Here is a 25,699-nt window from a genome sequence, read left to right on the forward strand (position 1 = left end):
ACAGCGATTTACTTAAAAGTCATTAATCAACTAATTCGTAAAGTTCGCTTGCTTCAGCCTTTTTAGTGGTCTCACGAATATTCAAAACTTTGGCTTTAATAACTCTAGCACCGTAGCCAATTTCAATAATGTCATCAATTTTAACATCATAACTTGACTTAACGACACGACCATTAACCTTGATTCTGCCTTGGTCTGCCATTTCCTTAGCTACAGTTCTTCTTTTAACTAATCTTGAAACTTTCAAAAATTTATCAATTCTCATTTTTATTCCTCGCAATTATCTTTGTACAATATCGCTTGCTGCCTGCAAGAATGTGGCTAATTCATTGAATAAAACACGATTCTTCATTTCATCAGGCATTTGCAGCAATACTACCATCCGTTTTTCTTGATTCATGCTAATACGGGCTTTCATATTCACGTGTTCAAGTGCCTTGAAGATATTAGGTCCTTCTAATTCACGTGAAGCCGCATTATTGAATTCAACTTTAATTTTATCGCCAGTTTTAAGGACAGTCAGCACTTGCGCCAAATCTGCATCAACCTTTAAACCAGCAACCGCCAACAAGTTCTCTACTGCTGCAGGATAATCACCGAAACGATCAATTAATTCGTCTTCAATTTTATCCAATTCATCTTGATCGGCAACAGCTTTAATCTTCTTATAGAATTCGATCTTTTCTTCCTGATCGCCAATATATGAATCAGGAATATATGCTTCAAACTTAAGATCGATTTCAGCATTCGACTTCTTAACGGTCTTTTTGCCCTTACGTTCTTTAATAGCATCACTCAACATTTGTGAGTACAAGTCATAGCCAACACTATCGATAAAGCCGTGCTGCTGGGCACCTAGCATGTTGCCGGCACCTCTGATTGATAAATCACGCATGGCAATCTTGAAACCTGACCCAAGTTCAGTAAAGTCGCGAATCGCATCTAGCCGCTTTTCACCAACTTCAGTCAAAACCTTATTTGGTTGGTAAAGGAAATAGGCATAAGCCAATCTGGCACTTCTACCAATTCGACCACGCAATTGATACAGCTGACTCAAGCCATAGTGATCGGCATCTTCAATGATCATGGTATTAACGTTAGGCATATCAATACCAGTTTCAATGATTGTGGTCGTTACCAAAATATCAAATTCACGATTCAAAAAACGATACAGAATATCTTCCAGCTGGTTCTGACTCATTCTGCCGTGTGCACTAGCGATCCGGGCATTTGGAATCAACTGCTGCAACTTTTCAACCGTTTCGTCGATGTCGCTAATTCGGTTGTGTAAATAAAAGACTTGACCGCCACGCTTCATTTCTCTTAGACAGGCATCCTTGATTACGCTAGGAATTTGTTCCATGACGTAAGTTTGAATTGGATATCTATTTTGTGGTGGAGTTTCCATAACTGATAAATCACGTACCCCAACCATTGACATGTGCAACGTACGTGGAATTGGCGTAGCCGTCAGCGTCAAAACATCGATATTTGCCTTTAATTGCTTTAACTTTTCCTTGTGTTTAACACCAAAGCGCTGCTCTTCATCAACAATTAACAGACCCAAGTCCTTGAAATGCACATCTTTAGACAAAAGTCGGTGAGTTCCCACAACTAAGTCGATTTTGCCATCTTCAAGTCCTTCGATGATCTCTTTTGATTCAGCCGGAGTTTGAAAACGTGACAACATCGCCGTGTTTACTGGGAAATCCTTAAACCGATCCTGAATTGTCTCATAGTGCTGCTGAGCCAAAATAGTCGTAGGTACCAAAAAGGCAACCTGCTTATTATCTTGAATTGCCTTAAAAGCAGCCCGCAAAGCAACTTCAGTTTTACCAAAACCAACGTCCCCAACTAGCAAACGATCCATTGGCTTCGGCTTTTCCATATCTTCTTTAATTTCCTTAATTGAACGCAACTGGTCAGGCGTTTCAGGGTATGGAAAGGCATCATCGAATTGGCGCTGCAAGTCATCATCTGGTGAAAAGGCAAAACCTTTTTCAGATTCACGTTTAGCATAAAGTTCGATCAAATCATCGGCAATATCTTCAACCTTAGATTGAACTTTCCGCTTGGTTTTAGCCCATTCGCTACCACCTAGTTTGTTAATATGTGGCGTCTTGCCCTCTGAACCAACGTATTTTTGAACCAAGCTCAATTGATCCGCTGGCACGAAAAGCTGGTCGCCATGCTGGTAAGTAATGGTGATATAGTCTCGTTTTACGCCATTATTTTCGAGAGTCTTAATTCCTTCAAAACGGCCAATACCATGATTGACGTGAACAACGTAGTCGCCAGGTTTAAGTTCGGTATAATTACGCAATCTTTGCGCGTTTTCCAAGGTCTTAATTCGTTTTTTACGTTGCGGACGCTTATTAAATAGTTCTCGTTCAGTTAAATAAACTAATTTAACCGTTGGTAAAGAAAAGCCGCTGGCATAGCCACCAACCATGATTTGAGCTCTGCCTTCAACTAATTCGTCTTCACCGACAATTGGCAAATTAAGGCCAAAATCAACCATTGTTTGATCAATCTGTCTAGCTCTTTTATCATTGTCGGCTTGCAAGACAACCGTTTGACCAGACTTTTGGTAGGATTCAAGTTCTGATTTAATCAACGGCATTTGACTAAAGAATTGTTCCGGCTCACGCGTTTGCCAGTTGAGCATCTGTCCTAAACGCAAGCGTCCCATGCTTCTTTGGAAAAGTGAAAAGTAAATCCGATGATGCTTATCTTTACTTAAAACATCATCAAAATCAGACCGCAATTCTTGATGTGGCAACATTGCGCCAGTTTTTAGTTCATCACTAATAAATGCCGCATTTTGCTTATCCACGTCTTCAACTGCTTGCTTAATCAATGGCAAATCATCCAATAAAATTTCACCATTTTTAGGCAAATATTCTAATAAGCTGCTTGGCTTTTCAATTAAGTAGTCGACCAAAAAAGCGTAATTATCCGGCAACCCGCCATCTTCAAGATTATCGAGCGCTACTGCAAAGTGATCTTTTACAGCCTTAGCTGGTGCAGGTGCATCGACCATATCCTTTTTAATTTTTTCCGCTGCATTAAAAATTTCATCCTTGGCAAAAACGCGGTCTTGCGCAGCAGCCACCGTTACCTGCTCAATTTCTTTTTGACTCCGTTGACTTGCCAAGTCAAATTCCTTGATAGTATCAATTTCATCGCCAAAGAATTCGATTCTGACCGGATTTTCACGATCTAGTGGATAAATATCCAAGATATCACCACGAATGGCAAATTCACCAGGACGGGCTACCAATGCCTCTTTTTTATAGCCAGCACCAACTAACCAATTATTCAGTTCGGTTAATTCATATTCTTTTTCTGGTGCAAATTCTCGCCGTGCCTTGGCAAAATCTGCCGGCGACGATAATTTATACTGCAATCCCTGTGGTGTGGTTACCACAATGCCTGGTTTACCGCTCAATAAAAAATTCAAAGATTGGATTCGGCTGCTTAATTCGTCTGGTGAACTAACCGCAGTTTGCGTAGCAATGGTTGCATCGACTGGAAAATAATGGGCAGCATCGTCTTCCAAAATTGAGTTTAATTCACCATATAGGTTCTGGGCCTTGCTTTCATTTTCTTCAATTAAAATTAAAGGCGCATTTGGCTCAGAAACAATTTGCTTTAAGAGTAGACTAAAAGCACCGGCATTAGCGCCAGTGATTAGTGAGTTTTTTACTTGTTTTGTTTTTGCAATAAAATTATTTAAATCTTGATCTTGTTTAAGTATTTCTGTTAAACGCATTTTAATTATATTTATTCATCAAATATTGACTATCGCGACCTGCAATAAAGTCGTCGATAATCTTTACGCTTGTATCAAATGCATCATCCATCAACTTTTGTTGTTCATCATTAAATGGGGTAAGCACCCATGAAACGACAGTTGCATTCTTAGGGTGACGAATACCGATCTTTAAACGGTTGAACTTTTCAGTTCCTAAATCACGGATAATGCTCTTAATTCCGTTATGACCACCAGATTTTCCATTGGCTCTAATTCTAATTTTACCAATTGGCATATCCATATCGTCTTGAATGATCAAAATATTTTCAGGATCAACCTTAAAGAAGTTAGCGACTTGACTAACTGAACGACCCGATTCATTCATATAAGTTTGTGGTTCAAGCAAAATTACATCTTCACCGTTAACTTTTTGCTTGGTCCAAAGTCCTTCAAATTTATCCTTATCTAGTGACAAGCCCTTTTCATCAAGATAATGATCCATTGTCATAAATCCTGTGTTGTGCTTGGTTTTATCGTATTTTTGGCCTGGATTGCCTAAACCTGCAATTATTTTCATTAATATATACCCCTCATTACATAATCCCTCATATAATAGCACAAACAATAAATAATAATTTTATTAATGCTTGCTAACATGGTATAATTTGCTTTGTTAAAATTATCACTAATAAAAAGGAGACTTTATTGTTATGGCAAGAGTTGAAAAACCCCGTAAAGTTATTTTAGTCGGTGACGGTGCCGTAGGTTCTACCTTCGCATTCTCAATGGTACAACAAGGTATCGCTGAAGAATTAGGTATCATCGACATCGCTAAGGAACACGTTCAAGGTGACGCAATCGACTTAGCAGATGCTACTCCATGGACTTACCCAAAGAACATCTACGCAGCTGATTACCCAGACTGCAAGGACGCAGACTTAATCGTTATCACTGCTGGTGCTCCACAAAAGCCAGGTGAAACTCGTCTTGACCTTGTAAACAAGAACTTGAAGATTTTATCATCAATCGTTGAACCAATCGTTGAATCAGGCTTTGATGGTATCTTCTTAGTAGTTGCAAACCCAGTTGACATTTTGACTCACGCAACTTGGAAGATCTCAGGCTTCCCTAAGGATCGTGTTATCGGTTCAGGTACTTCACTTGACACTGGTCGTCTTCAAAAGGTTATCGGTGAAATGGAACACGTTGACCCACGTTCAGTTAACGCATACATGCTTGGTGAACACGGTGATACTGAATTCCCAGCATGGAGCTACAACAATGTTGGTGGCGTAAAGGTTAGTGACTGGGTTAAGGCTCACGGTATGGATGAATCTAAGCTTGAAGACATCCACAAGGAAGTTGCTGACATGGCTTACGACATCATCAACAAGAAGGGTGCTACCTTCTACGGTATCGGTACTGCTTCAGCAATGATCGCTAAGGCTATCTTGAACGACGAACACCGTGTACTTCCACTTTCAGTAGCTATGGATGGTCAATACGGCTTACACGACCTTCACATTGGTACTCCTGCAGTTGTTGGCCGCAAGGGTCTTGAACAAATCATCGAAATGCCATTAAGCGATGATGAACAAGCTAAGATGGAAGCTTCTGCAAAGCAATTGAAGGAAGTTATGGACAAGGCCTTCAAGGAAACTGGCGTTAAGGTTCGTCAATAATCCATTAAACTTTAATTTAAAAAGCATCTCCGCTAAGAAGATGCTTTTTTATTTGCCCAACTATTGTTAAAATATAGTTGATTATCTTAGCTGGTCTTTAATTAATATTTAATTAACTCATTGATTATGCTATAATTACTTGTAATATTTTCCCTTTGGAGGCGAACTCATGCTTATTAAATCTTTAGTTATTAAGAAAGATTATTTAACTACAGTTAATGAAAAAGCCACGTTAGCAGAAGCATTAAAAGTCTTAGAAGATTCAGGTTATAGATGTGTGCCTATTGTAGATGATACTGGTACAATTTTCCGCGGTAACATTTATAAGATGCACATCTACCGTCATAAGTCACAAGGCGGCGATATGAATTTACCTGTAACCTACTTGCTTAAGAACGCAACTAAGGCCATCAAGGTTAACTCACCTTTCTTCAAGGTATTCTTTAACATCAAGGACTTACCATACATCGCTGTTTTGGATGAAGAAAATCACTTCTACGGTATTCTTACCCACTCAAGATTGCTTGATATGTTGTCAGATGCCTGGGATATTAAGAACGGTTCCTACGTTTTAACTGTTTTGTCTGACAACGCACGTGGTAACTTGATTAAGATGTCTAAGATCGTGTCTAAGCACACTAACATGTCTAGTGTAATGACACTTGATGCGGCAGCTGGTGAACTTCAAGGCGACTTCGTAAGAAGAACATTATTCACCTTACCTGCTGGCGTTTCAGAAATCACTATGAAGACTATTGTTGATAAGCTGCATAAAAAAGGTTTTGTTGTTTCAGAAATCGAAGATTTGCAAGCTGGTATGACAATCATGAGTGATGAAAACCCTGGCGTATTTATTGAACGCCCATCACAAGACTAAATGAAAATTTGACCATAATAAAAAGCTTCTAGAAATTCTAGAAGCTTTTTTGTCTGCCTAATATATTTAAATATTACTTTTCGTAGTAAACACGTGGCAAACGATCATTTAATAAGCAAGCTACTTCGTAGTGAATAGTATCAACGTAGTCAGCTGCAGCCTTAATGTTGTTAGGAGCAGTAGGATCAGCTGAGATGATTTCTACCTTAGTACCTACTGGCATCTTTTCTGGCATTTTTACCATAAATTGATCCATACAAATACGACCAACAATTGGGCAATACTTGTCTCCTACCTTAACCTTGAAGCCTTGGAACTTTCTGATCCAGCCGTCGGCATAACCAACAGGTACAGTACCGATAATCGTATCTTCATCAGCCACAAAAGTTGAACCGTAACTTACACCGTCACCCTTATGAATTGTCTTAACATGAGTCAATTCACTTTCAAATGACAAGGCTGGTTCAAGCTTAAATGCAGGCTTTAAATCAGGGGTATCAGGAGTTGAAGATGGGTTTAAACCATAAATTCCGATACCAAAACGAACTAAATCACTCTTGATGCCACTATGGAAAATACTTGCGGCAGTGTTGTCAATGTGGATCCACTTTGGCTTAACTGTTAACAAGCTTTCCATATGTCTGAACTTCTTAATTTGACGTTCAAAGTAAGATTCATCGCTACTGTCTGCAGAAGCAAAGTGAGCAAACATGCCCTCTACAAAGAAGTTGTCATTGTTCTCCAAGAACTTGTTGGCAGCAATAAAGTCCTCATCTTCGTTAAAGCCGATTCTGCCCATACCTGAATCAATACCTAAATGAATCTTCAATTGTAAGTTGTCTTTTTCTAGGTACTTTTCAGCTTCTTTAAGCCATTCTAAGTTTGGTACAGTCAATGAAACGTCATTGACAGCGGCAATTGGTGCATATTCAGGTGATACAACACCTAAAACCAAAATTGGCTTAACAATGTCGTTGTGACGCAATTGCAAAGCTTCATCCAAAATAGCAACACAAAAACCAGCTGCACCGACTTCATCAGCTACTTTAGCCACTTCAACTGCACCGTGACCATAAGCGTTGGCCTTAACAACTGCCAGCATCTTTTGACCTGGTTCAAGATGCTTCATTTCATTTTCAAGATTTCTTCTAATCGCACCCAAATTAACTTTTACTACTGCGGGACGATGATAGCCTGGAACCATTATTAATTTTCCTCCAAAACTACAAATGTAATAATTTCATGATTATCATGTGTGATACTTGGGTAAATCTTCCCATCAAACTTGGTTGAGGTCATTACAGGATGACCCAAATCATCCCATAGGGTTTCAACGTCTTGAAAACCGACGTACTTGCCAAGACCTGTCCCCATTGCTTTAGAAAAAGATTCTTTTAGTGAAAAACGACCACCAAGATATTCAACTTTTCTTTTGCCCTTCATCTTTTGATATTGAGCAAATTCGTTTGGAGTCAATACTTTTTTAGCGAAGGAATCACCTTTGTCTACAATCTTCTTTACTCGTTCAACTTCAACTGAGTCGATTCCTACACCTTTAATCATAATTTTCACCTCACACAATGACATCATTATAATACAAAAAAGAAGTTGTCAGAATAACAACTTCTTTTTTTAGGATAAAAATTAATCTTTTTTATTCTTGATAATAAATTCATGACCATTGCCACGACCGCGATTACCACGATTGCCATTATGACGATAGTTGTGGTTGTTGCGACGGTGATAATTACCATTGCCATGTCCACGATTGTTGCGTCCCTTGCCGCGACCGCCACGGTTGTGACGACCATCTCCCTTGTATGGAAGTGGCTTTTCTGGGGTGATCTTAACCTTAACGTCAGAAGAATCTTTAGAAAGATTCTTCAAGAAGGCTGCAACCAAATCAAGTGCTGAGTAGTTATCAAGCAGTTCACTAGCTTCTTGCGTGTACTTGCCCAAATCACCATTCATCAAATCTTCGATTTCAGCTTCAGCTTGCTTCAATTGACCACGGAAAGCTTGCGCATCTGTAGGTGGACGAAGTGGTGACATCTTCTTCTTGGTTAATTGTTCGATGGTTTTCATGTAACCAATTTCATTTGGCGTTACAAAAGTTACTGAAATTCCGTTTTGACCGGCACGACCAGTTCTACCAATACGGTGAACGTAAGAATCTGGATCTTGCGGAATATCGTAGTTATAAACGTGAGTAACACCTGAAATATCAAGTCCACGAGCAGCGACATCAGTAGCTACCAAAATATCAAGCTTACCTTCACGGAATCGCTTCAAGACAGCCATTCTGCGAGCTTGTGACAAGTCACCGTGAATACCGGCTGCATTATAGCCACGAGCTTGCAAGCCACGTGTCAGCTCATCTACGCGGCGTTTAGTACGACCAAAGACCAAAGCCAAGTCTGGACCTTGAACATCGATTAAACGACACATAATGTCGAATTTCTCTGATTCTTTGGCACGAACAAAGTATTGGTCGATTAAGTCTGCAGTTAATTCCTTAGCCTTAATTTGAACAATTTCAGGATGGTTCATGAACTTTTCGCCAATACGTAAGATTGGCTTAGGCATCGTTGCACTAAAGAGCAAAGTTTGCTTGCGGTTCTTGGCATACTTCAAAATGCTTTCAATATCTTGAATAAAGCCCATATCAAGCATTTCGTCTGCTTCATCTAGAACAACAGCCTTAACTTTGTCCAAATTGATTGTGCCACGCTTTAAGTGATCCAATAAACGTCCTGGAGTACCTACTAAAATTGATGGTACATGGTGCTTTAAAGAACGAATTTGACGACCAATATCAGCTCCACCATAAACTACTTGTACGTGGGCATGTTCATCACGACCTAGACGGAATAATTCCTCTTGAGTCTGAATAGCCAATTCACGCGTTGGTTCAATAATGATCGCTTGAATTGCTTTTTCTTTTTTATCAATAATTTGTAAAATTGGCAAACCAAAAGCAGCAGTCTTACCTGTACCAGTTTGTGCTTGACCAATTACATCCTTGCCCGCTAAAGCAAGTGGAATAGTTTGTTCCTGGATTGGAGTTGCTTCTTCAAAGCCTGAGCGTTTAATTGCCTTAAGAAGCGCATCGTTTAATCCTAATTCTGAAAATTTCAAAAAATTTATTCTCCTATCTTAGTCGGGCTAAGACATTTTCAAGGTGCATCCCGTGTGAACCCTTTAATACAACAATGTCGTCCGGCTTAATATCATTTTTAAGATCGTCGATCATACGATCCATTTGATCTTGTGTATAATAATGCAAATGTTCTGGCTTATACTTGTCTTTCAATGCATCGTACAAGTTCTTCATTTCAGGGCCGTACAAATATACTTCATTGATGATTTGTGGATCCAAAGTATCACTTAAACCAGCGTGAAGTGCAGGAGAGTTCTTACCTAATTCAAGCATATCGCCCAAGACGGCAATTCTACGACCGTCGTCTTTAACTTCAACTTGACCAAAGCTAGTAACAACGGCTCTAACAGCAGTTGGGTTAGAGTTATAAACGTCGCTCATAATTGCTTCGCCGGCATCGCCCTTTTCCCACTCCATTCTGTTAGCAGTTGGCTTGAAGTTAGAAAGTGATGAGGCAATTTCTTCATCGCTTTCGCCAAAGTGACGACCAACACTAATTGCAGCCATAGCGTTTGAAACGTTGTGCTTACCAATCATTGGGATTGAGAACTTTTGCTCTGAATCGTTAATAGTGAAAGTAGCATGGTGCATGTAGCTCTTAAAGCCAGTAGCGTGAACTGTATCTTCATCCCTGAAGCCAAAGGTAGCCTTAACTTGATCAAGCTTCTTAGCACGTTCTTGTAACAATGGTTCATCACCGTTGAAGATAAATTCACCGTCTTCACGCAAGAAGTCGGTAATTTCCATCTTGGCATCGGCAATCTTGTCACGTGTACCAAAGAATTCGATGTGAGCTTCACCAATCATAGTGATTACGGCTACATCAGGATGAGTCAATTCACTTAAGTGGTGTAATTGACCAGGTCTGTCCATAGCCATTTCAAGTACCAAAATTTCAGTATTTGGCTTCATTTCAAGAATGGTCATTGGCACACCAATCTCGTTATTAAAGTTGGCTTGTGTCTTATGAACGTTAAAACGCTTGGACAAAACGGCAGCTACCATGTCTTTAGTAGTAGTCTTACCATTTGAACCAGTAATACCAACTACAGTTGGGTTAACCTTGCGTAAGTAGTAGCGTGCCAAATCTTGCATTGCGCTAAGTGGATCATCTACTTCGATTACCGCAATATTCTCTGGTTTGTTAGGATGTCCCTTCTTCCAAAGCGTAGCAGAAGCACCATTACTAATAGCACCAGCTACGAAATCATGTCCATCACGTTCACCTTCAAGTGGTACAAACAAACCACCATTTGTGATCTTTCTGGAGTCAAAGGCAACAGAAGTAATAACTGTTTGATCGTCGCCTTCACAAGTTGTATTTAAAGCCTTGGCAATTTCCGCCATTTGCATTTTCATTGAATAATTACTCCCATAAAAACAATGTTATACAGACACCATTATACTGTCTTTCAAGTATTATGCCAAATAATCTATAACAAAAAAGCAGCCCCCCAATGGGACTGCTTCCACCAGATAAAGGTTTACTTCTTCAAGCCGTACTTCTTGTTGAACTTTTCGATTCGACCATCTGCTTGAGCAAACTTTTGCTTGCCAGTGTAGAATGGGTGTGAATCTGATGAAACTTCAACACGTACTAATGGGTAAGTCTTACCTTCGTAGTCGATAGTTTCTTCTGGCTTCAAAGTTGAACCAGCTAAGAACTTAGCACCAGTAGCTGAGTCCATGAAAACTACTTTTTGATAATCTGGATGAATACCTTGTTTCATAATTTATTACTCCTTTGCCATGACCGTATTACAGATCATAGATTAATCGATTAACGTAGACTAGAATACCATCTTCAAGTTATTAATTCAAGATATTTTTTCAATAACTACTACTTAATTATTTTGCAGGCAAAAGCTTCATAAGGCTTAAGAGTAATCCCCTTTAAATTGCCTCTTTCTTCATAGTTAGCAACTAAAACTTGATCAATCTGATCATCAGAATCAAACTTCTGCTCTTCACCAGATAAGTTAGCAACTACTAACCATTTCTTTCCATCTAAGACGCGGTAATATGCTAAAACTGCATTCCCTGTATCAGGAATCAATTCGAAATCACCGTTTACCACAACATCATTTTCATGCCGCAACTTAATCAATTTTTGATAAGTGTAAAAAATTGAATCTGGATCAGCCAATGCTTTTTCTACATTAATATCAACATAGTTAGGATTAGTTGCTAGCCATGGCTTACCATCTGAAAAGCCGGCATTCTTATCATCATTCCATTGCATAGGACGACGAGCATTGTCACGGCCCTTAACATTGATAGCATGAATCAGCTCATCTTTGTCATTGCCTTCAGCTAAACGCTCGTTGTACATATTAATGCTTTCGATATCTTCTACTTCACTAATATCTTTTACCGGACAATTAGTCATGCCGATTTCTTCACCATTAAAGATGTATGGTGTGCCGTGCATCATGTGCAAAACGATGGCAAACATCTTAGCACATTGTACGCGATATTCTTTGTCATTGCCCCAGCGAGAAATTACTCGTGGAATATCATGGTTTTCCCAGAACAAACTGTTCCAAGCATGGTCAAAATCAATCTCAGTTTGCCATTTAACTAAAACTTTCTTCAATTCGCCCAGATCGAGCGGACGCAAATCCCACTTTTCTTTACCTGGTTGTTGGTCTAAAGATTGATTTTCAAATTGGAAGACCATCGATAATTCATGACGTGCAGGATCAGAATATTCTTCCGCAATCTTTGGTGTTGCATTCCAAGTTTCACCAACTGTCATCACATCACGCTTGCCAAAAGTATTCTTGTTCATTTCTTGCAAATATGGATGAAGCATTGGGCCATTTTCACGAATCATCTTGTCGGGATCCTTACCGATCAATTCGATCACGTCCATCCGGAAGCCGCCGATACCCTTATTAAGCCAGAAATTCATCATGTCGTAGATCTTATGGCGCAATTCTGGATTCTTCCAATTTAAATCTGGCTGTTGATCAGCAAAAAAGTGTAAGTAATATTGACCTGTTTTTTCATCAAATTTCCAAGCTGACCCTGAAAAGGCTGACTTTAATTCATTAGGTTCATGACCATCAACTGGATCACGCCAAATGTAGTAGTCACGATATGGATTATCCTTGCTCTTTCTTGATTCAATGAACCACTTATGTTGATCAGATGTATGGTTTACCACCAAGTCCATCACGATTCTGATATGGTGTTCTTTTGCCTTTTTAATCAGCTCATCCATATCAGCCATCGTGCCGTATTGTGGATCGATCGCTTCGTAATCAGAAATATCATAGCCATTGTCGACGCCAGGTGATTGATAAACTGGTGAAAGCCAAATGGCATCAATCCCTAATTTTTCTAAGTAACCTAATCTTGAAATAATTCCTTGCAAATCCCCAATTCCATCGCCATTGCTGTCTTGGAATGACTTAGGATAAACTTGATAAACAACTGCTTTTTTCCACCATGGAGTAGTCATAAACATTTCCTCACTTCTAAAAATCTTTTTCTTATTTATTACTATAAAGAAGTTATGTAAGCACTTGCAAGAAATGGTAAACTGTTAACGGTATCAGAATTTTTTAGATGTAATTATATGAAACAACTTCCTTTTAAAGCCGTTGCCGTAGACGTCGACGGTACTTTTGAAAATGATAAAAAAGTATACGATCATGAGATGTTTGGCGAGATTTTATACAGATTATACAAGCATGGTGCCCACTTCATTATCGCCAGTGGTCGTCCTGCCGGTCGTCTTCATGATGACTTTATCGACTTCATCGATTCAGTCGACTTTGTGGCAGATAATGGCGCCGTACTCGTCCGCGATGGCAAGATTATTCGTACCACTACTTTTACTAAAAAATGCATTTTGCATTTGATCGACTATCTGCACCAACGTTATCCTGGCGCTGTTGATACCTTATTAGTTAGCGGTGTTAAACACTCTTACTTTTTAAAGAGTACGCCAGCTGAATTTAAGCGAGGGCATCATTATTTCTACCCTAACAGCGTTGAAATTGATGACTTCAACCAAATTCCAGAAGATGATCAATACACCAAAATCACAGTCGATTATCCAAGTAAAGTCAGACGTGAATTAGAATATGGTTTTAATAGCCGCAGCGTTGAAAAAATTCACGTTACCACTAGTGGCTGGAATTATATGGATATTATCCCTCAAGGCGTTAATAAAGCTACTGGATTAAAAGAATTTCTAGCCTACCTTGATGTACCGAGAAGCGAATTAATTGCTTTCGGTGACGGTGAAAATGACATTGAAATGCTTAAACTGGCTGGTTTTAGCTATGCCATGGAAAACGGCCAAGATAGCGTTAAAAAGATTGCCAAGTTTATTGCTCCAAGCAACAACGACAACGGTGTGTTCAAAGTATTAAATAAATACCTAAATGAAGCCAATAACTAAAAAGAGCTGCTGAGAAAAATCCCAACAACTCTTTATTTTTGCTTATTTTTTATTTTGGGCGATGTGTTCGGCATATGGATCTAATTGATCACGACCACTCTTAACGCCCCAGTAATAGAATAAAAGTGAAACGACAATGATAACGACAAAGTCAAATGGGTACTTGATCCAGTTTTGACCGCCAAAGCCGTTACTGCCGATATAGGACATAAACGACATAAAAATCAAATAGCCAATCATCCACCAGCAATTATGCAACTGCTTCTTTAAATCTGAATGCTGGTAGCGAATTTCATAATAGAAGTAAATTGGCAAACCTAGCGCAATTACCAAGATAACTTGAATCGTTGTTGGCCACATTGACCAATATATTGCTAAACTAGTTAAGACAAAAGCAATTGGTGCTAGCCATGGCATGTAACGTGGCTTAAATGGACGATCAAGATCTGGACGAATTTTTCTTAAAGTCATTACCGTCACTGGACCAGTTAGGTAGGCAATCAAAGTAGAAGCTGTAATTACAGTAGCCAATAGGTTCCAGTTTCTAAATAAGCTAACCAAGATCACGGCCAAAATCAGATCGGTAGCCATTGCGTAACGTGGAATCATGTACTTTTGATTGATCCGGCCGAGCCACTTAGGCAAGTGACGCGTATGGGTCATTGCAGCCAAGGCTCTTGAAGCAGTAGCCACGAATGCTACACCGGTACCAAACGGCGAGACAAAGGCATCAAGATAAAGCAGAATTACCAACCAGTTAATGCCTAAGATAATCGCTAAGTCCGCAAATGGTGAAGTAAAGTCGATCCCGTGCCAGCCTACTTGGCAAGCATGCTAGGTTCAACTGCACCAATAAAGGTTACTTGCAACATAATATAAATTGCGGCAGTAATTAACATTGAAATGAGTACCCCACGCACAATGTTCTTGCGTGGATTTTTCAATTCCCCACCCATATTAATTACAGTTTGAAAGGCATCATAAGACATGATAATGCCGGAAACTGACGTTGCTTCGAAGATTGAACGTGAACCATATGGCATGAATTCATTAATGTTAGTACCAAAGTTTTGTGGGTGGAAAACACTGCAAATCAAGGTAACAATCGTCAAAGTTGGCAATAAAATTTTAAAAACTGAAATTAGGTTGGTAAAATGCGTCATGATTTTTACTGACCAGAAATTGATCATGGTAAAAATAAGCATAAAGATGAAAACAACGCCGATTCCTTCAAAAGTAATATCGCCATTCTTAATGAAGTTCTTCGTCCAATTAGCCCAACTCCACGGCCATGAACTCATATATTGCACGGCGGCTACAGCTTCCATCGGCACTAATGTAACCAGCGAAATCCAGTTAGCCCAAGCCGCGATAAAACCTAACAGCGGTCCGTGGCTATATTGCGCATACCGGCTCATCCCACCACTTTCAGGAAACATCGAACCTAATTCTACATAGGTTAACGCAATCGCAATAATAATTACTGCACCCAAAATCCATGAAAGAATGGCGGCTGGACCAGCAATCTTTGCGGCTGATCCTGAACCAAACAGCCAACCAGAGCCAATCAATGAATTTAGCGCCAGCATAATGGCAGAAAATAACCCTATTTTATGTCGTTTTAGTTTTTCCAAATCATCACTTATCCTATCCTTGCCCCAATATCATACATAGTTCTAAATTATAACAAAAAAGCCCCTAGTTTTCTACTAGGGGTTAGCTACTTTATTCAACTGGATGCTTTTGCGTTAAAGCATGTACTTCATCTTTAACATGTTCAATCGTCTTTTCATCTTTTGGATTAGATAAGATTTTGATAATCAATGAAGCCGTCTTCTTAGCATCATCTTCGTCAAAGCCGCGGCTAGTAACGGCTGGCGTACCGATTCTTAAGCCACTTGTGACAAATGGACTACGCTTATCGCCTGGAATTGATTCCTTATTAGTAGTGATGTTAACAGAATCCAGCAATGTTTGAGCCTCTTTACCAGTTAAACCAGTATCTGTAATATCGATGATCATCAAGTGATTGTCAGTACCACCGGAAACCACGCGAATATTGTCTGATTCGCTAAATACTTCAGCCATTGCCTTAGCATTCTTGATTACTTGCTTGATGTAATCAGTAAATTGTGGTTGCAAGTCTTCATAAAATGCTTGTGCTTTACCAGCAATTACGTGTTCAAGCGGACCACCTTGAATGCCTGGGAACAAAGCGGAATTAATCTTTTTACCAATTTCAAGATTATTAGATAAAATCATCCCACCACGAGGTCCACGCAAAGTCTTATGCGTAGTAGTTGTCACAACATCCGCAACTGGAATTGGACTTGGGTGTTGGACTGTCGCAACAAGACCTGCAATATGCGCCATGTCTACCATTAAATATGCGCCAACTTCGTCGGCAATATCGCGGAACTTTTGCCAATCAATAATGCGGCTGTAGGCGGAAGCACCAGCTACGATCAACTTGGGCTTAACGTCTAAAGCGATCTTACGGATTTGATCAAAATCAAGTTCTTCAGTTTCTACATTTAAACCATATGAATAAGACTTGTATTCCTTACCACTAAAGTTGACCTTAGCACCATGAGTAAGGTGCCCTCCGGCGTCCATGCCCATGCCTAAAATGACGTCACCTGGTTTTAAAAGTGCTTGGTAAACGGCCATGTTAGCTTGTGAGCCGGAGTGTGGTTGTACGTTAGCGAATTTAGCGTTAAACAACTTTTTAGCATAATCAATTGCCAGTTGTTCTACTTCATCAATGTATTGGCAACCACCGTAGTAGCGACGACCAGGATAGCCTTCTGCATATTTGTTGGTTAAAACTGAACCTTGAGCTTCTCTAACAGCATCGGAGACAATATTTTCTGAAGCGATCAATTCGATCGTATCTTGTTGACGTTTTTCTTCCTTATGAATTGCATCCCACAATGCTGGTGATTTTTCTGCGTATTTCAAAAGAAACCCTCCTTTTTATAAAACATTTCCTACCTATTTAAAATTATACTATTGATTAATTTCTAACGACATTTAAATATGCACGATTGCTGCGAGGAAATTCTTTCTTAAATGCGGCAAACAAAGCATGGCGACATTCTGTAGTCTCAGCTAATTAATAATCTTTTTTCAAAAAGCATCCTCAGGGTAAAAAGAGTGTTCAAGCTAAAATCGGCTCTGCGATTAAAAAAGAAGTGCAAACTGGGATGAGCAAGGTTAAATTAGCTACACGAAAAAAGATCAATAACCTGCCCTGCTATGAAATGCGGCTTAACTTAGGCAAAAATGGTTCTGTCCGAATAGCTTTTACCGTTCATGACAATCAAGCTACCGTTTACTACCTAACCACGACCCTGCAAAAAAGTGAATTCAGTAAGGAGCTTGAGAAAGCATTAAATGGTATATTATAAGTAGATACTAAAAACTATTTAAAATAATATATAAAGCTAATTTCGGGACTGTAAAATAGTTTGTGTAAGGATGAATGATTCCTTAAATTAATTTCTGAAAATATTAGAAAAAGGAGTTCCTTTCTCGTATGATTGGATTGAACAAAAAAACAACATACAGAAAGAAGAACTCCTTCATGAATGATTTTACCAAAAATATGGCTCAAGCACTCCAATAATCAAGACAAAGTTAATGATTTTTTGCGCAAGGAAATTCAATCTGCAGTTAATCAATTGCTTGAAGCTGAATTGACTGCCTTTTTAGGCTATGATCCTTATGCAAAAAGCGGATGGAACTCTGGCAATTCCAGAAACGGCATCTATTATCGCAAGGTTGATACGCAGTTTGGCCAGATCGAAATTCAGGTTCCCAGAGACAGAAACGGCGAATTTCATCAGCACACTCTGCCTGACTACAAGCAGCACTCGGACGTCCTGGAAAGCATGATTATCAAGCTTTATGCCAAAGGCGTCACTACCAGAGAAATAGCCGATCTGATTGAAAAGATGTACGGCAGCCATTACAGTCCGGCTCAGGTATCAAATATTTCCAAGCAAATGATTCCAAAGGTTGAAGCCTATCACAAACGCAAGCTTAGCGACAGGTTCTTTTGCGTTTATCTTGACGCAACGTATCTTCCGCTGTGCCGAGAAACGTTTGAGCGTGAAGCCGTCCATATTGCCATCGGCATCAGGCCCAATGGCCATAAAGAAGTAATCGACTACTGCATAGCACCCAGCGAAAACGTCGAAGTTTGGACTGAAATGCTTCAAAACATGAGATCGCGGGGTTTGAAGCAAGTCGAGCTTTTCTTGTCTGACGGTGTTGTCGGCATGAAAACAGCTCTGGCAAAGACTTATCCCAAAGCACATTTTCAGCGCTGCCTGGTTCATGTCATGCGCAATATTTGCAATAAAGTGCGTGTTGACGATCGTGAGACAATCATGAACGATTTCAAGCAGATTCATAGGCAGCCTAACAAGACAGCCGCTGTACAAACTCTTCATGCATTCTATGACAAATGGAACAAGGCATACAATCATGTCATTAGGAATCTAAAAGACATTGAGCCTGATCTATTGGTCTTTTACAACTATCCCAAACAGATCAGACCCTCAATCTATTCCACCAACATGATTGAATCCTTTAACAATGTCGTTAAACGCAAGGCAAAGCCCAAAGCAGAGTTTCCAAGCGAGCAGTCGCTTGATACTTTCATTGACATTCAGGCAATAAGCTACAATGATCGCTACTTCAACCGAATCCATAAAGGCTTCGGCCAAGTGCAGGATACATTGGAATCCTACTTTGACTAAGAAAAAATTAAAAAATCAATTTACGAGAAAGATCTATTTACACAAACTATTTGACAGTTTCCTAATTTCATAGTTTTTATCACATGAATTAATCAAAAATTTGTGTTATTCTTCTATACATCTACTAAAAATATGTTTATAATTTTTAGGTTGAATAGGGGTGAAATTCTGATCATGAGAAAAGTTAACTATACTAAAAAACATCACATGTATTTAATGAATCACGTTAATGGTGATGTCATCGAAGTTAAAATGGACAAGAAGAACAAGTCCTTTAAGAAATTAAGACTTTATCGGCAAGACGGTTTAGGAAACTATTATCTAGATCCACATGCAGAGTTAAGAGATCAGAATAGTTTGGCCACTAAAGAGAATATTGTAGCAGCTGGTAAAAAAGTCAGTCATCACATTTCTGACATCAAGAACTGGCATCATAGAGTAAAGCCAGTTTTCAACGCTGATCACAAAATTATCGACTTCGAACCTAGAATTACTTTGAAGCATCATGAGCATATTCAAAACGCAAAGAGATACTTGCGTCACCTAGACAATCACCATGCAGATTTCCTTTTCCGCAAGAATAATAAGGGTCGTTTAATGGCACCTTGGAACTATGTTAAGGATGTCATCTACGAAGACCGCAACAAAGAAATGGTTATCGCTCATAAGGTACATAAATTATCAAAATAATGAGAAAGCTCTCAGCATTGTTTCGATGCCGAGAGCTTTTTTGGTGGTCTATTCCCTTATTCTCCATCACAGCTACAGCAGCTTTAGCATAATCACGTTTGTATTCCTGATTAACTTGATTCCAATTAACATTTTTAAAGTGCTTTTTCTAGACAATCACCTACAACATGTCTATAGTAAACACAAAGAGGCGATTTTATTATGGAAACAAAACAATTCTGTTACAGAAAAGCAAACTTTCAAATTTCTAAAGCCCCAACTTTTGTAGAAGACTCTAGTAAAAAATTAAAGAAAATAAAAAAACAAATCAAACGTAAATTGCAATAATAAATTGAACATTTATACTGCTTGATAGATATGATCTAATTCTTTCTCAAAGATTTCATCTGGAGTATGATATGCCAAGATCTTTCTTGGTAGTGAATTGCACCAGGTTTCAATATTAATGATATCTTGAAGAGAATAGTTATTGATGTAATCACCTTTGGGAATAAATCTGCGAATAAGGCCATTGTGTCTTTCAACAGTGCCTTTATCACAAGAAGTATATGGATGAGCATAGTAAACCAGGGTTTTTGAAACTGTCTCCAGATTGGATAAATCCGCAAACTCTGATCCATTATCAGTTGTAATTGTCTTAAAGATGTCATTCCAATGTTCACTATACTGTTTGCGCAGAGCCTGAAAAGCAGTCATCACACTGGCGGCTGTCTTATCAGGAATACGCAAGATTAAAAATTCACGGCTCATTCGTTCAGACAAAGTTAGCAGTACCTGATCATCCTTAGTTTTATGTCCTAAGACTAAATCGCATTCCCAGTGGCCAAATTCTTTACGATCATTGATCTCCTTGGGACGTTCTTCAATACTTCGGCCAAGCTTTTTCTTATTTTTACGAATGCGATGTATTTTAGTATTGCGCTTTAACTTTTCTGGCAAATCAGAATTTCTCATACCCATTAAGCATTGATCTACATAGTTGTACAAGGTTCTAGTGCAAACTACCTGATCACGAGAAAATTCTCCTAAAGCTAAGCAGCGATTGGCACATACATCAAGAGACCAGCCATCTTCGCAGAAATGCTTATTAACGTATTTGATAAAGTCAGATTTCTTTAAGAAATCTGATTTACGACCGCAATTCTTACGATGTATTTGGTAAGCTTTATCACCTTGTTGTGCCTTATAGCGTTTTTTCTTACCATGATAAAGCAAAACAGTACCACGTTTAACCTCATAACTGATAGTAGAAGGAGAGCAATCAAGCTCACGAGCAATAGCCCTAAGAGAGAAACCGTCTTTAATACGGGTTTGAATAACAACCCGTTGTTCAAATGATAAATGCTTTCCCTTTTGGTGCTTAGGCATGATAGAATGTAAAGAGTCCATTTGTGACCTCCAATAGATGTTTTTGTGATTATTAACATTCTATCAAACAGGTCCAAATGGACTTTTTATTTTTCTAAAGTGTTCAATTTGATTTTACAATCGGCGGAAATAACTTTTTCAAAAAAATTAATTATTATATAGAAGAAGCCCATTTTCCCTTCTACAATGATGTGCTAACTGGAAAACCAATCAATACGATAATTGGAAATTCCATAGATCATTATTTTTCAGAAAAATACTACGATATTACAAGTCCAAATTGGATACCCGTTCAAATCAATGAAGCAAATTTTGTATATTTGATATCAGTCAAAGCTATTTTAGATTTTTTACATGAAATGCCTTATAGAATTAAATCTAATAATGATTTACTCAATACACCTGGCTTTAATCTTAAAAAGTAAAATCTCGAACTTCTTGCTTCTCTTCGTCAGTTAATCCATATGCATCCATTACCAATTCATCAATTTCATCATTTTCTTTAGAGTAATCTTGCTTAGATTCTGCTTTACTGATAATCAATGAGACCACATCTGCAATTTGCTTTTGTAAAACTTGTGATGCTATTGGTATAGGGAATTGTTTAACATCTGTGTTTACTAATCTTGGAAATGTTTTCCGTTGAAATTTATCAAACTTCATTATTAACCATAATGTTAAGCATTTTGAATTAATCACACCTAGCAAGTAATATATGTTAATTTTATTAATATCTGTGAGTATAATCGATGTTCTATCACTAATAAAATTCTTATCAGTAAAAGTAGCAAGTATTGCCTGCTCACTCATTGTAGGTATTTGCCTGATTAAGATTCTTTCTCCTTGAAAAATCTTTGGATCTCTCATTGCTGCTAAATTTGGTCCATATTTCAAATATTTATGATCCCAATTAAGTTGATACCTATCAATTGTTCGTCCCATAAAATATGGTTTATACGTTTCATCTTTTTGAAAATCGGCCTCATAGATATGTTCTTTAATATCATTCTTGGTCATCGCTGGGATGCCTTTACCAACTTCATAGACGTTTACACCTGCTTTAACTACTGCCAAATTTTCTTCAGATATAGAATTAAAAGAGTTTATTTTATTAAAAGCATCAGTATATTTCCTATACTTTACTTTTGAAATACTAATTACAGACTCATCCTTAAAAAATTTGTAATTAACTGTACCTAAAGTTTGGTAATCATCTTGTATTAATTCACCTACTGTTATTTGAGATGGTTTTGTCTTAGTACCAAATACTAAGCAATTATCAACACTAGCATCAGCAAAAATTTTATCTAAAGAATTAATAATAATTAATCCACCCATTTTATTAATCAAAAACTTTCGCATTTTAGAATCTGTATTGATAGTCAGCATATTATTAGGCACGATATAAGCAAAGGTACCATTTTTCTTTAATAAGTTATAACCCAATTCCATAAACAGCGTATAAGTATTAGCTTGGTATTCATCCACTTCATAATGTGAAAGATAATATTGCTTCGTTTTATCATCAAATGACTGATTTCTTGCAAAAATATATGGTGGATTTGCAATAACAATGTCAAAGCCGACAAAATCCCCATCTTGATCTAAAACTTCTGGAAATTCCAAACGCCATTCAAGCGCATTATTATAAAAGGGATCTCCCTTTCTATTTTCAAAGCTTTCTTTTGCTTCTCTAACTTTTTGTCTCAATTCAGCAATTTTCTTATTATCACCTTTTTGATCAAAAAGGTTAGTAGTTCCTGCTAATTCTGCAAGTGCTTTATCATATGTTTCAGCTTCAGGAGATCTCCAGCTGTTCACAAAAGTACTTTTAATACTATTAATCTTGCCATTAATTTCAGATTTAATGTTTTTATCACTAGTATCTTTATATTGTTTGACTAACTCAACATATTGCTTAAAGTCTTTTTTACGGAGATCAAATTTATCAGTAAGATCATAACGATGAATCAAGCTATCCCCAACTTTGATATTAATATCAATATTAGGAAGGGTTGTTAGATATCTATGCCCATTATCATCTTCTGAATAATATGCATTCTTTAAAAGTTCAATCCATAATCTTAAACGACAAATATTTACAGAGTTTGGATTTAAATCCACACCATAAAGACAGTTTTCAATAATTGTCTTTTTTTGTTGGAACAGTGCTTTTTGCACTCTTAATGAATTAGGCTTATTAGCATCATAAGAATAGTTATTACCATATTCATCTTGAATAATTAATTCATCATTAGCTACGGTACAACTAATATCATTTAATAAATTACCATCGGCATCAAATAGCACTCTAAGGGATGCTTTAATAGCAATCAATTCATTAAGCACAGAAACAAGGAAATGCCCTGAACCAACTGCGGGATCTAATACTTTTAATTCATCAATTGCATCACTAATCTTCTTACGATTTTCAACAGAAAAATGATAGTCTCTGGTAATGTATCCTAGTTCAGTTATACTCTTAGCATCAGTTTTTAAAGTTTCATTGACCTTAGTGAGAACAGCTTGTCTAACTGCTCTTTTAGCCATATACATGGTTATTTTGCCTGGTGTAAAGAATGATAACCATTAATCTTTTCAAAGATTAACCCCAATACAGATGCATTAATTAATTGGTCTTGACTCTTCTTGCTCTTGGCATCTACTGCAGATGTAAAATCATATGAATTTAAGAACTTGAAAAGATAATCTAAAATTTGAATCTTACCTGTTAATTTCTTACCATTAGCATCCCTTAATTTTGTTTTAGAATAGACCTCTATTTCACCTTCGCGTAATCCATTAATATTTATACCTTCTTTTGAAGATTCAAGTTCTGTTCTTTCAAATAGAGAGCTATTCATATAAGGAACATATGGGAATTTTTCTTTTATTCTATCTCTTCTGTCTTTTACTTTCTTAGCCATTACCAGGAAGAAAAGTTCATTAAGATCATCAAAAGAGGTGATTTTTTTAGAGTTCATGAACTTATAATCATCACTATGATTGAAACTAACTAAAGAAGATTCCAAAAGTTTCAAGAATAGAATTCTATTGATCCACACAACATTCAATTGCATGGCAATATCAAATTGTTGACTTTCTGGAACATCATTTATATCTAATTGTTCAATAGTATTTTCAATTAAAGAAGCATCTTGTCTTTTTCCTTCTTTAAATCTACTAATAACCTTATTTCCACTCTTCTTCTCTTCGTGAAGCCCCATAATGTATAAAAGCTCATTGTAGAAATTCTTATTCAAGCTATTTGAGTCCGCAAAAACCATTTCATTTAAAAGGTTTTCAGTACTAAAGAATCTATAAAGACGGGTTATGTCTTGCTTTTTAAACTCATTAGAATTAGCTTTTAAGGAATCTCTCAAGTCAAAATAACCAATTTTAATTGGCTTAGTTAAAGCCTTATCAATTGCTGGAGCAATAACCTCATCAAATAAGAAATCAGTTTTGGTACTAGATAGTTGTCTTGCTTCTAACTTATTAAACAGATCAACTAACTTTTTATTTTTATAAAAATACTTTTCAAGTTCATTAGAATCAATAACAAAGAAATCATAACCATTAGTTACAATTCCTTTCTTAACTTCTAAATTTCCATTAACGATTCTTTCTCTTAGATAATAAGCAACTAGTTCTCTAAAAGCTTTAACATTTAGATGATGTTTGCTCATCATTTCAGACTCATTACCTAAAAGTCTTTTATATTCAACGATGACGCCAACCTTACTTTTACTGGTTTCACCATTATAAATAGCTAAATCAATTCTTTCGCTAGTATTAATAAATTTGTTAGGAATAACCTTTTCTAAGAAATCACGGAATATTCCTTTTTGAAATTCTTCTGTTTGTTTTTGGTTTTCTGCTATTTTTCTATAGTATTCCTCAAGCGCTTTGGTAAATTCTTCTTTTTGGTCATCTTGAGGCATAATCGCTTCAACATTACGATTAATGCTTTGCTTTAAATTCTGTATAGTTGACATAATCTATTCCTTAAATTGATACTAATATCAGTTATTAACATTTATCATTATTTCTATACTATTCATTTGATTTTCAGAAATAATCGTAGCATCTTTACTTATTCCATCAACAGTTACATTTTCCCCATTCTCTGGAAAATCTTTCTTATTTATTTTAACTATTCTGTATTCTCTTTGATACTTAAAGCTTTCTGGCTTGAAATAATAATACGGTTCATCCCCATCTTTGATCTCAAAAAATCTTGACAAATTATATGGATCATAATATTTTATTTTATTTGCTTCATAGCCTGAATTTCTTATCGAATTTAAAAAATTTGAAGGATTATAAACAATTAAACTACATTTATTGCCAGTAAATTTTTCTTTTTCTTGAATGTATTTTTTTATGTCATCTAAAGCTTTCGCTTTAAGTCTGAAATGCTTTTGATTATCAGAAGTACTGTATAATTCAAAATCTTCAAAAGTTATAAGTGAAAAACAAGCTACTCCTATTTTTTCTTTAATTTCATTGTTCAATTTAAATTCAATCTTTGGATCTTGAGTAAGGTCTTTGCCGGGTATGGTCCATTCTCGACCATTCTTTGGATCTTTTATAGTAATTGTAGTAATATCTTTTTTTGATTTACCAAATATCTTATCTTCAGAATCATCCCCAATACCTTCACCCTCAATTTTTGTGTAGTACATTAACTTTCCAAAATGAACAGTATCTTTTAGACTACTTTTCAAATACTTATTTTCAGTTACTCTGATCGGTATCACAATATTTCTAATATCACACACACAAATTCTCCATATTTCTTACATAACTAACCTTAATAATTTTAACCTACACTTACTTATCAAAAAAGACTCCTAGCAATAACTAAGAGTCTTTGGCAAACAATTGGCAAACAACCATATTGTTAAACGTAGTTTTTTATTTATTTCAGTTCCTACAAATGCCTTTATATAGCCCTTTCAATTTTAAGTAATATAGCTATA

Annotated in this window: 18 protein-coding genes and 4 pseudogenes; 8 read left to right on the forward strand and 14 right to left on the reverse strand. The window is 37.1% G+C overall.

Annotation, left to right across the window (positions count from 1 at the left end):
* Nucleotides 1-22: 22 nt before the first annotated feature.
* Genes LA20531_RS04500 through pth form a run of 3 tightly spaced genes read right to left on the reverse strand, consistent with a single transcriptional unit; the run spans nucleotide 23 to nucleotide 4,334 of the window.
* A complete protein-coding gene (locus tag LA20531_RS04500; RefSeq protein WP_011254102.1) occupies nucleotides 23-265 on the reverse strand; it encodes an RNA-binding S4 domain-containing protein in 243 nt (80 codons plus the stop codon).
* A 15-nt stretch (nucleotides 266-280) separates the two neighbouring features.
* Nucleotides 281-3,775, reverse strand: coding sequence for a transcription-repair coupling factor (gene mfd / locus LA20531_RS04505; protein ID WP_056939890.1), 3,495 nt, complete (start codon nucleotides 3,773-3,775; stop codon nucleotides 281-283).
* A gap of 1 nt (nucleotide 3,776) precedes the next feature.
* Entirely contained in the window at nucleotides 3,777-4,334 is a 558-nt protein-coding gene (pth, locus tag LA20531_RS04510) for an aminoacyl-tRNA hydrolase (protein ID WP_056939891.1), read from the reverse strand.
* 133 nt (nucleotides 4,335-4,467) lie between these two features.
* On the opposite strand from pth, the gene LA20531_RS04515 reads away from it, so the two are divergent.
* Nucleotides 4,468-5,439 (forward strand): L-lactate dehydrogenase, encoded by a 972-nt coding sequence (locus LA20531_RS04515; RefSeq protein WP_056939892.1) that lies wholly within the window; start codon nucleotides 4,468-4,470, stop codon nucleotides 5,437-5,439.
* A 169-nt stretch (nucleotides 5,440-5,608) separates the two neighbouring features.
* The gene (gene cbpA, locus LA20531_RS04520; protein ID WP_056939893.1) at nucleotides 5,609-6,316 is read left to right on the forward strand and encodes a cyclic di-AMP binding protein CbpA; all 708 of its coding nucleotides are present in this window, start codon (nucleotides 5,609-5,611) and stop codon (nucleotides 6,314-6,316) included.
* A 73-nt stretch (nucleotides 6,317-6,389) separates the two neighbouring features.
* On the opposite strand, the gene alr is transcribed toward cbpA, so the two are convergent.
* The 6 genes from alr to LA20531_RS04550 all read right to left on the reverse strand — a co-directional run bounded on the left by alr (nucleotide 6,390) and on the right by LA20531_RS04550 (nucleotide 12,942).
* Nucleotides 6,390-7,520, reverse strand: coding sequence for an alanine racemase (alr, locus tag LA20531_RS04525; RefSeq protein ID WP_056939894.1), 1,131 nt, complete (start codon nucleotides 7,518-7,520; stop codon nucleotides 6,390-6,392).
* 2 nt (nucleotides 7,521-7,522) lie between these two features.
* On the reverse strand, nucleotides 7,523-7,879 hold the full coding sequence (gene acpS, locus LA20531_RS04530; RefSeq protein ID WP_056939895.1) for a holo-ACP synthase: 357 nt from the start codon (nucleotides 7,877-7,879) through the stop codon (nucleotides 7,523-7,525).
* Nucleotides 7,880-7,960: 81 nt separating this feature from the next.
* On the reverse strand, nucleotides 7,961-9,454 hold the full coding sequence (locus tag LA20531_RS04535; RefSeq protein ID WP_056939896.1) for a degradosome RNA helicase CshA: 1,494 nt from the start codon (nucleotides 9,452-9,454) through the stop codon (nucleotides 7,961-7,963).
* 13 nt (nucleotides 9,455-9,467) lie between these two features.
* On the reverse strand, nucleotides 9,468-10,835 hold the full coding sequence (locus LA20531_RS04540) for a UDP-N-acetylmuramoyl-tripeptide--D-alanyl-D-alanine ligase (RefSeq protein WP_056939897.1): 1,368 nt from the start codon (nucleotides 10,833-10,835) through the stop codon (nucleotides 9,468-9,470).
* Between the two features lie 125 nt (nucleotides 10,836-10,960).
* Nucleotides 10,961-11,206, reverse strand: coding sequence for a type B 50S ribosomal protein L31 (locus tag LA20531_RS04545; RefSeq protein WP_013437106.1), 246 nt, complete (start codon nucleotides 11,204-11,206; stop codon nucleotides 10,961-10,963).
* A 110-nt stretch (nucleotides 11,207-11,316) separates the two neighbouring features.
* Nucleotides 11,317-12,942: a glycoside hydrolase family 13 protein gene (locus LA20531_RS04550; protein WP_056939898.1), complete on the reverse strand. Its 1,626-nt coding sequence runs from the start codon at nucleotides 12,940-12,942 to the stop codon at nucleotides 11,317-11,319.
* Nucleotides 12,943-13,059: 117 nt separating this feature from the next.
* Between LA20531_RS04550 and LA20531_RS04555 the strand changes: the two genes are divergently transcribed.
* Entirely contained in the window at nucleotides 13,060-13,890 is an 831-nt protein-coding gene (locus LA20531_RS04555; RefSeq protein WP_056939899.1) for a Cof-type HAD-IIB family hydrolase, read from the forward strand.
* 42 nt (nucleotides 13,891-13,932) lie between these two features.
* On the opposite strand, the pseudogene LA20531_RS04560 reads toward LA20531_RS04555, so the two are convergent.
* Both LA20531_RS04560 and glyA read right to left on the reverse strand, forming a co-directional pair.
* Nucleotides 13,933-15,524: pseudogene (locus tag LA20531_RS04560) on the reverse strand (APC family permease).
* A gap of 91 nt (nucleotides 15,525-15,615) precedes the next feature.
* Nucleotides 15,616-16,851 (reverse strand): serine hydroxymethyltransferase, encoded by a 1,236-nt coding sequence (gene glyA, locus LA20531_RS04565; RefSeq protein WP_056939900.1) that lies wholly within the window; start codon nucleotides 16,849-16,851, stop codon nucleotides 15,616-15,618.
* Nucleotides 16,852-17,012: 161 nt separating this feature from the next.
* Here glyA and LA20531_RS04575 point away from each other — a divergent pair.
* The 4 genes and pseudogenes from LA20531_RS04575 to LA20531_RS11835 all read left to right on the forward strand — a co-directional run.
* Nucleotides 17,013-17,300: pseudogene (locus LA20531_RS04575) on the forward strand (hypothetical protein); the annotation flags it as partial.
* A gap of 176 nt (nucleotides 17,301-17,476) precedes the next feature.
* A pseudogene (locus LA20531_RS04585) lies at nucleotides 17,477-18,656 on the forward strand (IS256 family transposase).
* 174 nt (nucleotides 18,657-18,830) lie between these two features.
* Nucleotides 18,831-19,346 carry a PH domain-containing protein gene (locus LA20531_RS04590; protein ID WP_056940759.1) on the forward strand — a complete coding sequence of 172 codons (516 nt, stop codon included), beginning with the start codon at nucleotides 18,831-18,833 and terminating at the stop codon, nucleotides 19,344-19,346.
* Between the two features lie 201 nt (nucleotides 19,347-19,547).
* Nucleotides 19,548-19,673 carry a hypothetical protein gene (locus LA20531_RS11835; protein ID WP_257790271.1) on the forward strand — a complete coding sequence of 42 codons (126 nt, stop codon included), beginning with the start codon at nucleotides 19,548-19,550 and terminating at the stop codon, nucleotides 19,671-19,673.
* A gap of 12 nt (nucleotides 19,674-19,685) precedes the next feature.
* Here the strand turns inward: LA20531_RS11835 and LA20531_RS04600 are convergent, their stop codons facing one another.
* Nucleotides 19,686-20,735, reverse strand: a complete 1,050-nt coding sequence (locus LA20531_RS04600; RefSeq protein WP_099202274.1) for an IS30 family transposase — start codon at nucleotides 20,733-20,735, stop codon at nucleotides 19,686-19,688.
* Nucleotides 20,736-20,905: 170 nt separating this feature from the next.
* On the opposite strand from LA20531_RS04600, the gene LA20531_RS11230 reads away from it, so the two are divergent.
* Entirely contained in the window at nucleotides 20,906-21,139 is a 234-nt protein-coding gene (locus LA20531_RS11230) for a hypothetical protein (RefSeq protein ID WP_056940402.1), read from the forward strand.
* Here the strand turns inward: LA20531_RS11230 and LA20531_RS04610 are convergent.
* Together LA20531_RS04610 and LA20531_RS04615 are read right to left on the reverse strand one after the other, a co-directional pair.
* A pseudogene (locus LA20531_RS04610) lies at nucleotides 21,129-24,712 on the reverse strand (type IIG restriction enzyme/methyltransferase). The gene LA20531_RS11230 and the pseudogene LA20531_RS04610 sit on opposite strands and share 11 nt — an antisense overlap.
* A 27-nt stretch (nucleotides 24,713-24,739) precedes the next feature.
* Nucleotides 24,740-25,498 (reverse strand): hypothetical protein, encoded by a 759-nt coding sequence (locus tag LA20531_RS04615; protein WP_056940401.1) that lies wholly within the window; start codon nucleotides 25,496-25,498, stop codon nucleotides 24,740-24,742.
* Between the last annotated feature and the right edge of the window lie 201 nt (nucleotides 25,499-25,699).

This window comes from Lactobacillus amylovorus DSM 20531 (assembly GCF_002706375.1).
Classification (GTDB): domain Bacteria; phylum Bacillota; class Bacilli; order Lactobacillales; family Lactobacillaceae; genus Lactobacillus; species Lactobacillus amylovorus.

Coding starts and splice junctions, on each gene's coding strand:
- LA20531_RS04500 (WP_011254102.1), bottom strand. CDS start 265: ATGAGAATTGATAAATTTTTGAAAGTTTCAAGATTAGTTAAAAGAAGA.
- mfd (WP_056939890.1), bottom strand. CDS start 3,775: ATGCGTTTAACAGAAATACTTAAACAAGATCAAGATTTAAATAATTTT.
- pth (WP_056939891.1), bottom strand. CDS start 4,334: ATGAAAATAATTGCAGGTTTAGGCAATCCAGGCCAAAAATACGATAAA.
- LA20531_RS04515 (WP_056939892.1), top strand. CDS start 4,468: ATGGCAAGAGTTGAAAAACCCCGTAAAGTTATTTTAGTCGGTGACGGT.
- cbpA (WP_056939893.1), top strand. CDS start 5,609: ATGCTTATTAAATCTTTAGTTATTAAGAAAGATTATTTAACTACAGTT.
- alr (WP_056939894.1), bottom strand. CDS start 7,520: ATGGTTCCAGGCTATCATCGTCCCGCAGTAGTAAAAGTTAATTTGGGT.
- acpS (WP_056939895.1), bottom strand. CDS start 7,879: ATGATTAAAGGTGTAGGAATCGACTCAGTTGAAGTTGAACGAGTAAAG.
- LA20531_RS04540 (WP_056939897.1), bottom strand. CDS start 10,835: ATGAAAATGCAAATGGCGGAAATTGCCAAGGCTTTAAATACAACTTGT.
- LA20531_RS04545 (WP_013437106.1), bottom strand. CDS start 11,206: ATGAAACAAGGTATTCATCCAGATTATCAAAAAGTAGTTTTCATGGAC.
- LA20531_RS04550 (WP_056939898.1), bottom strand. CDS start 12,942: ATGACTACTCCATGGTGGAAAAAAGCAGTTGTTTATCAAGTTTATCCT.
- LA20531_RS04555 (WP_056939899.1), top strand. CDS start 13,060: ATGAAACAACTTCCTTTTAAAGCCGTTGCCGTAGACGTCGACGGTACT.
- LA20531_RS04590 (WP_056940759.1), top strand. CDS start 18,831: ATGAGAAAAGTTAACTATACTAAAAAACATCACATGTATTTAATGAAT.
- LA20531_RS11835 (WP_257790271.1), top strand. CDS start 19,548: ATGGAAACAAAACAATTCTGTTACAGAAAAGCAAACTTTCAAATTTCT.
- LA20531_RS04600 (WP_099202274.1), bottom strand. CDS start 20,735: ATGGACTCTTTACATTCTATCATGCCTAAGCACCAAAAGGGAAAGCAT.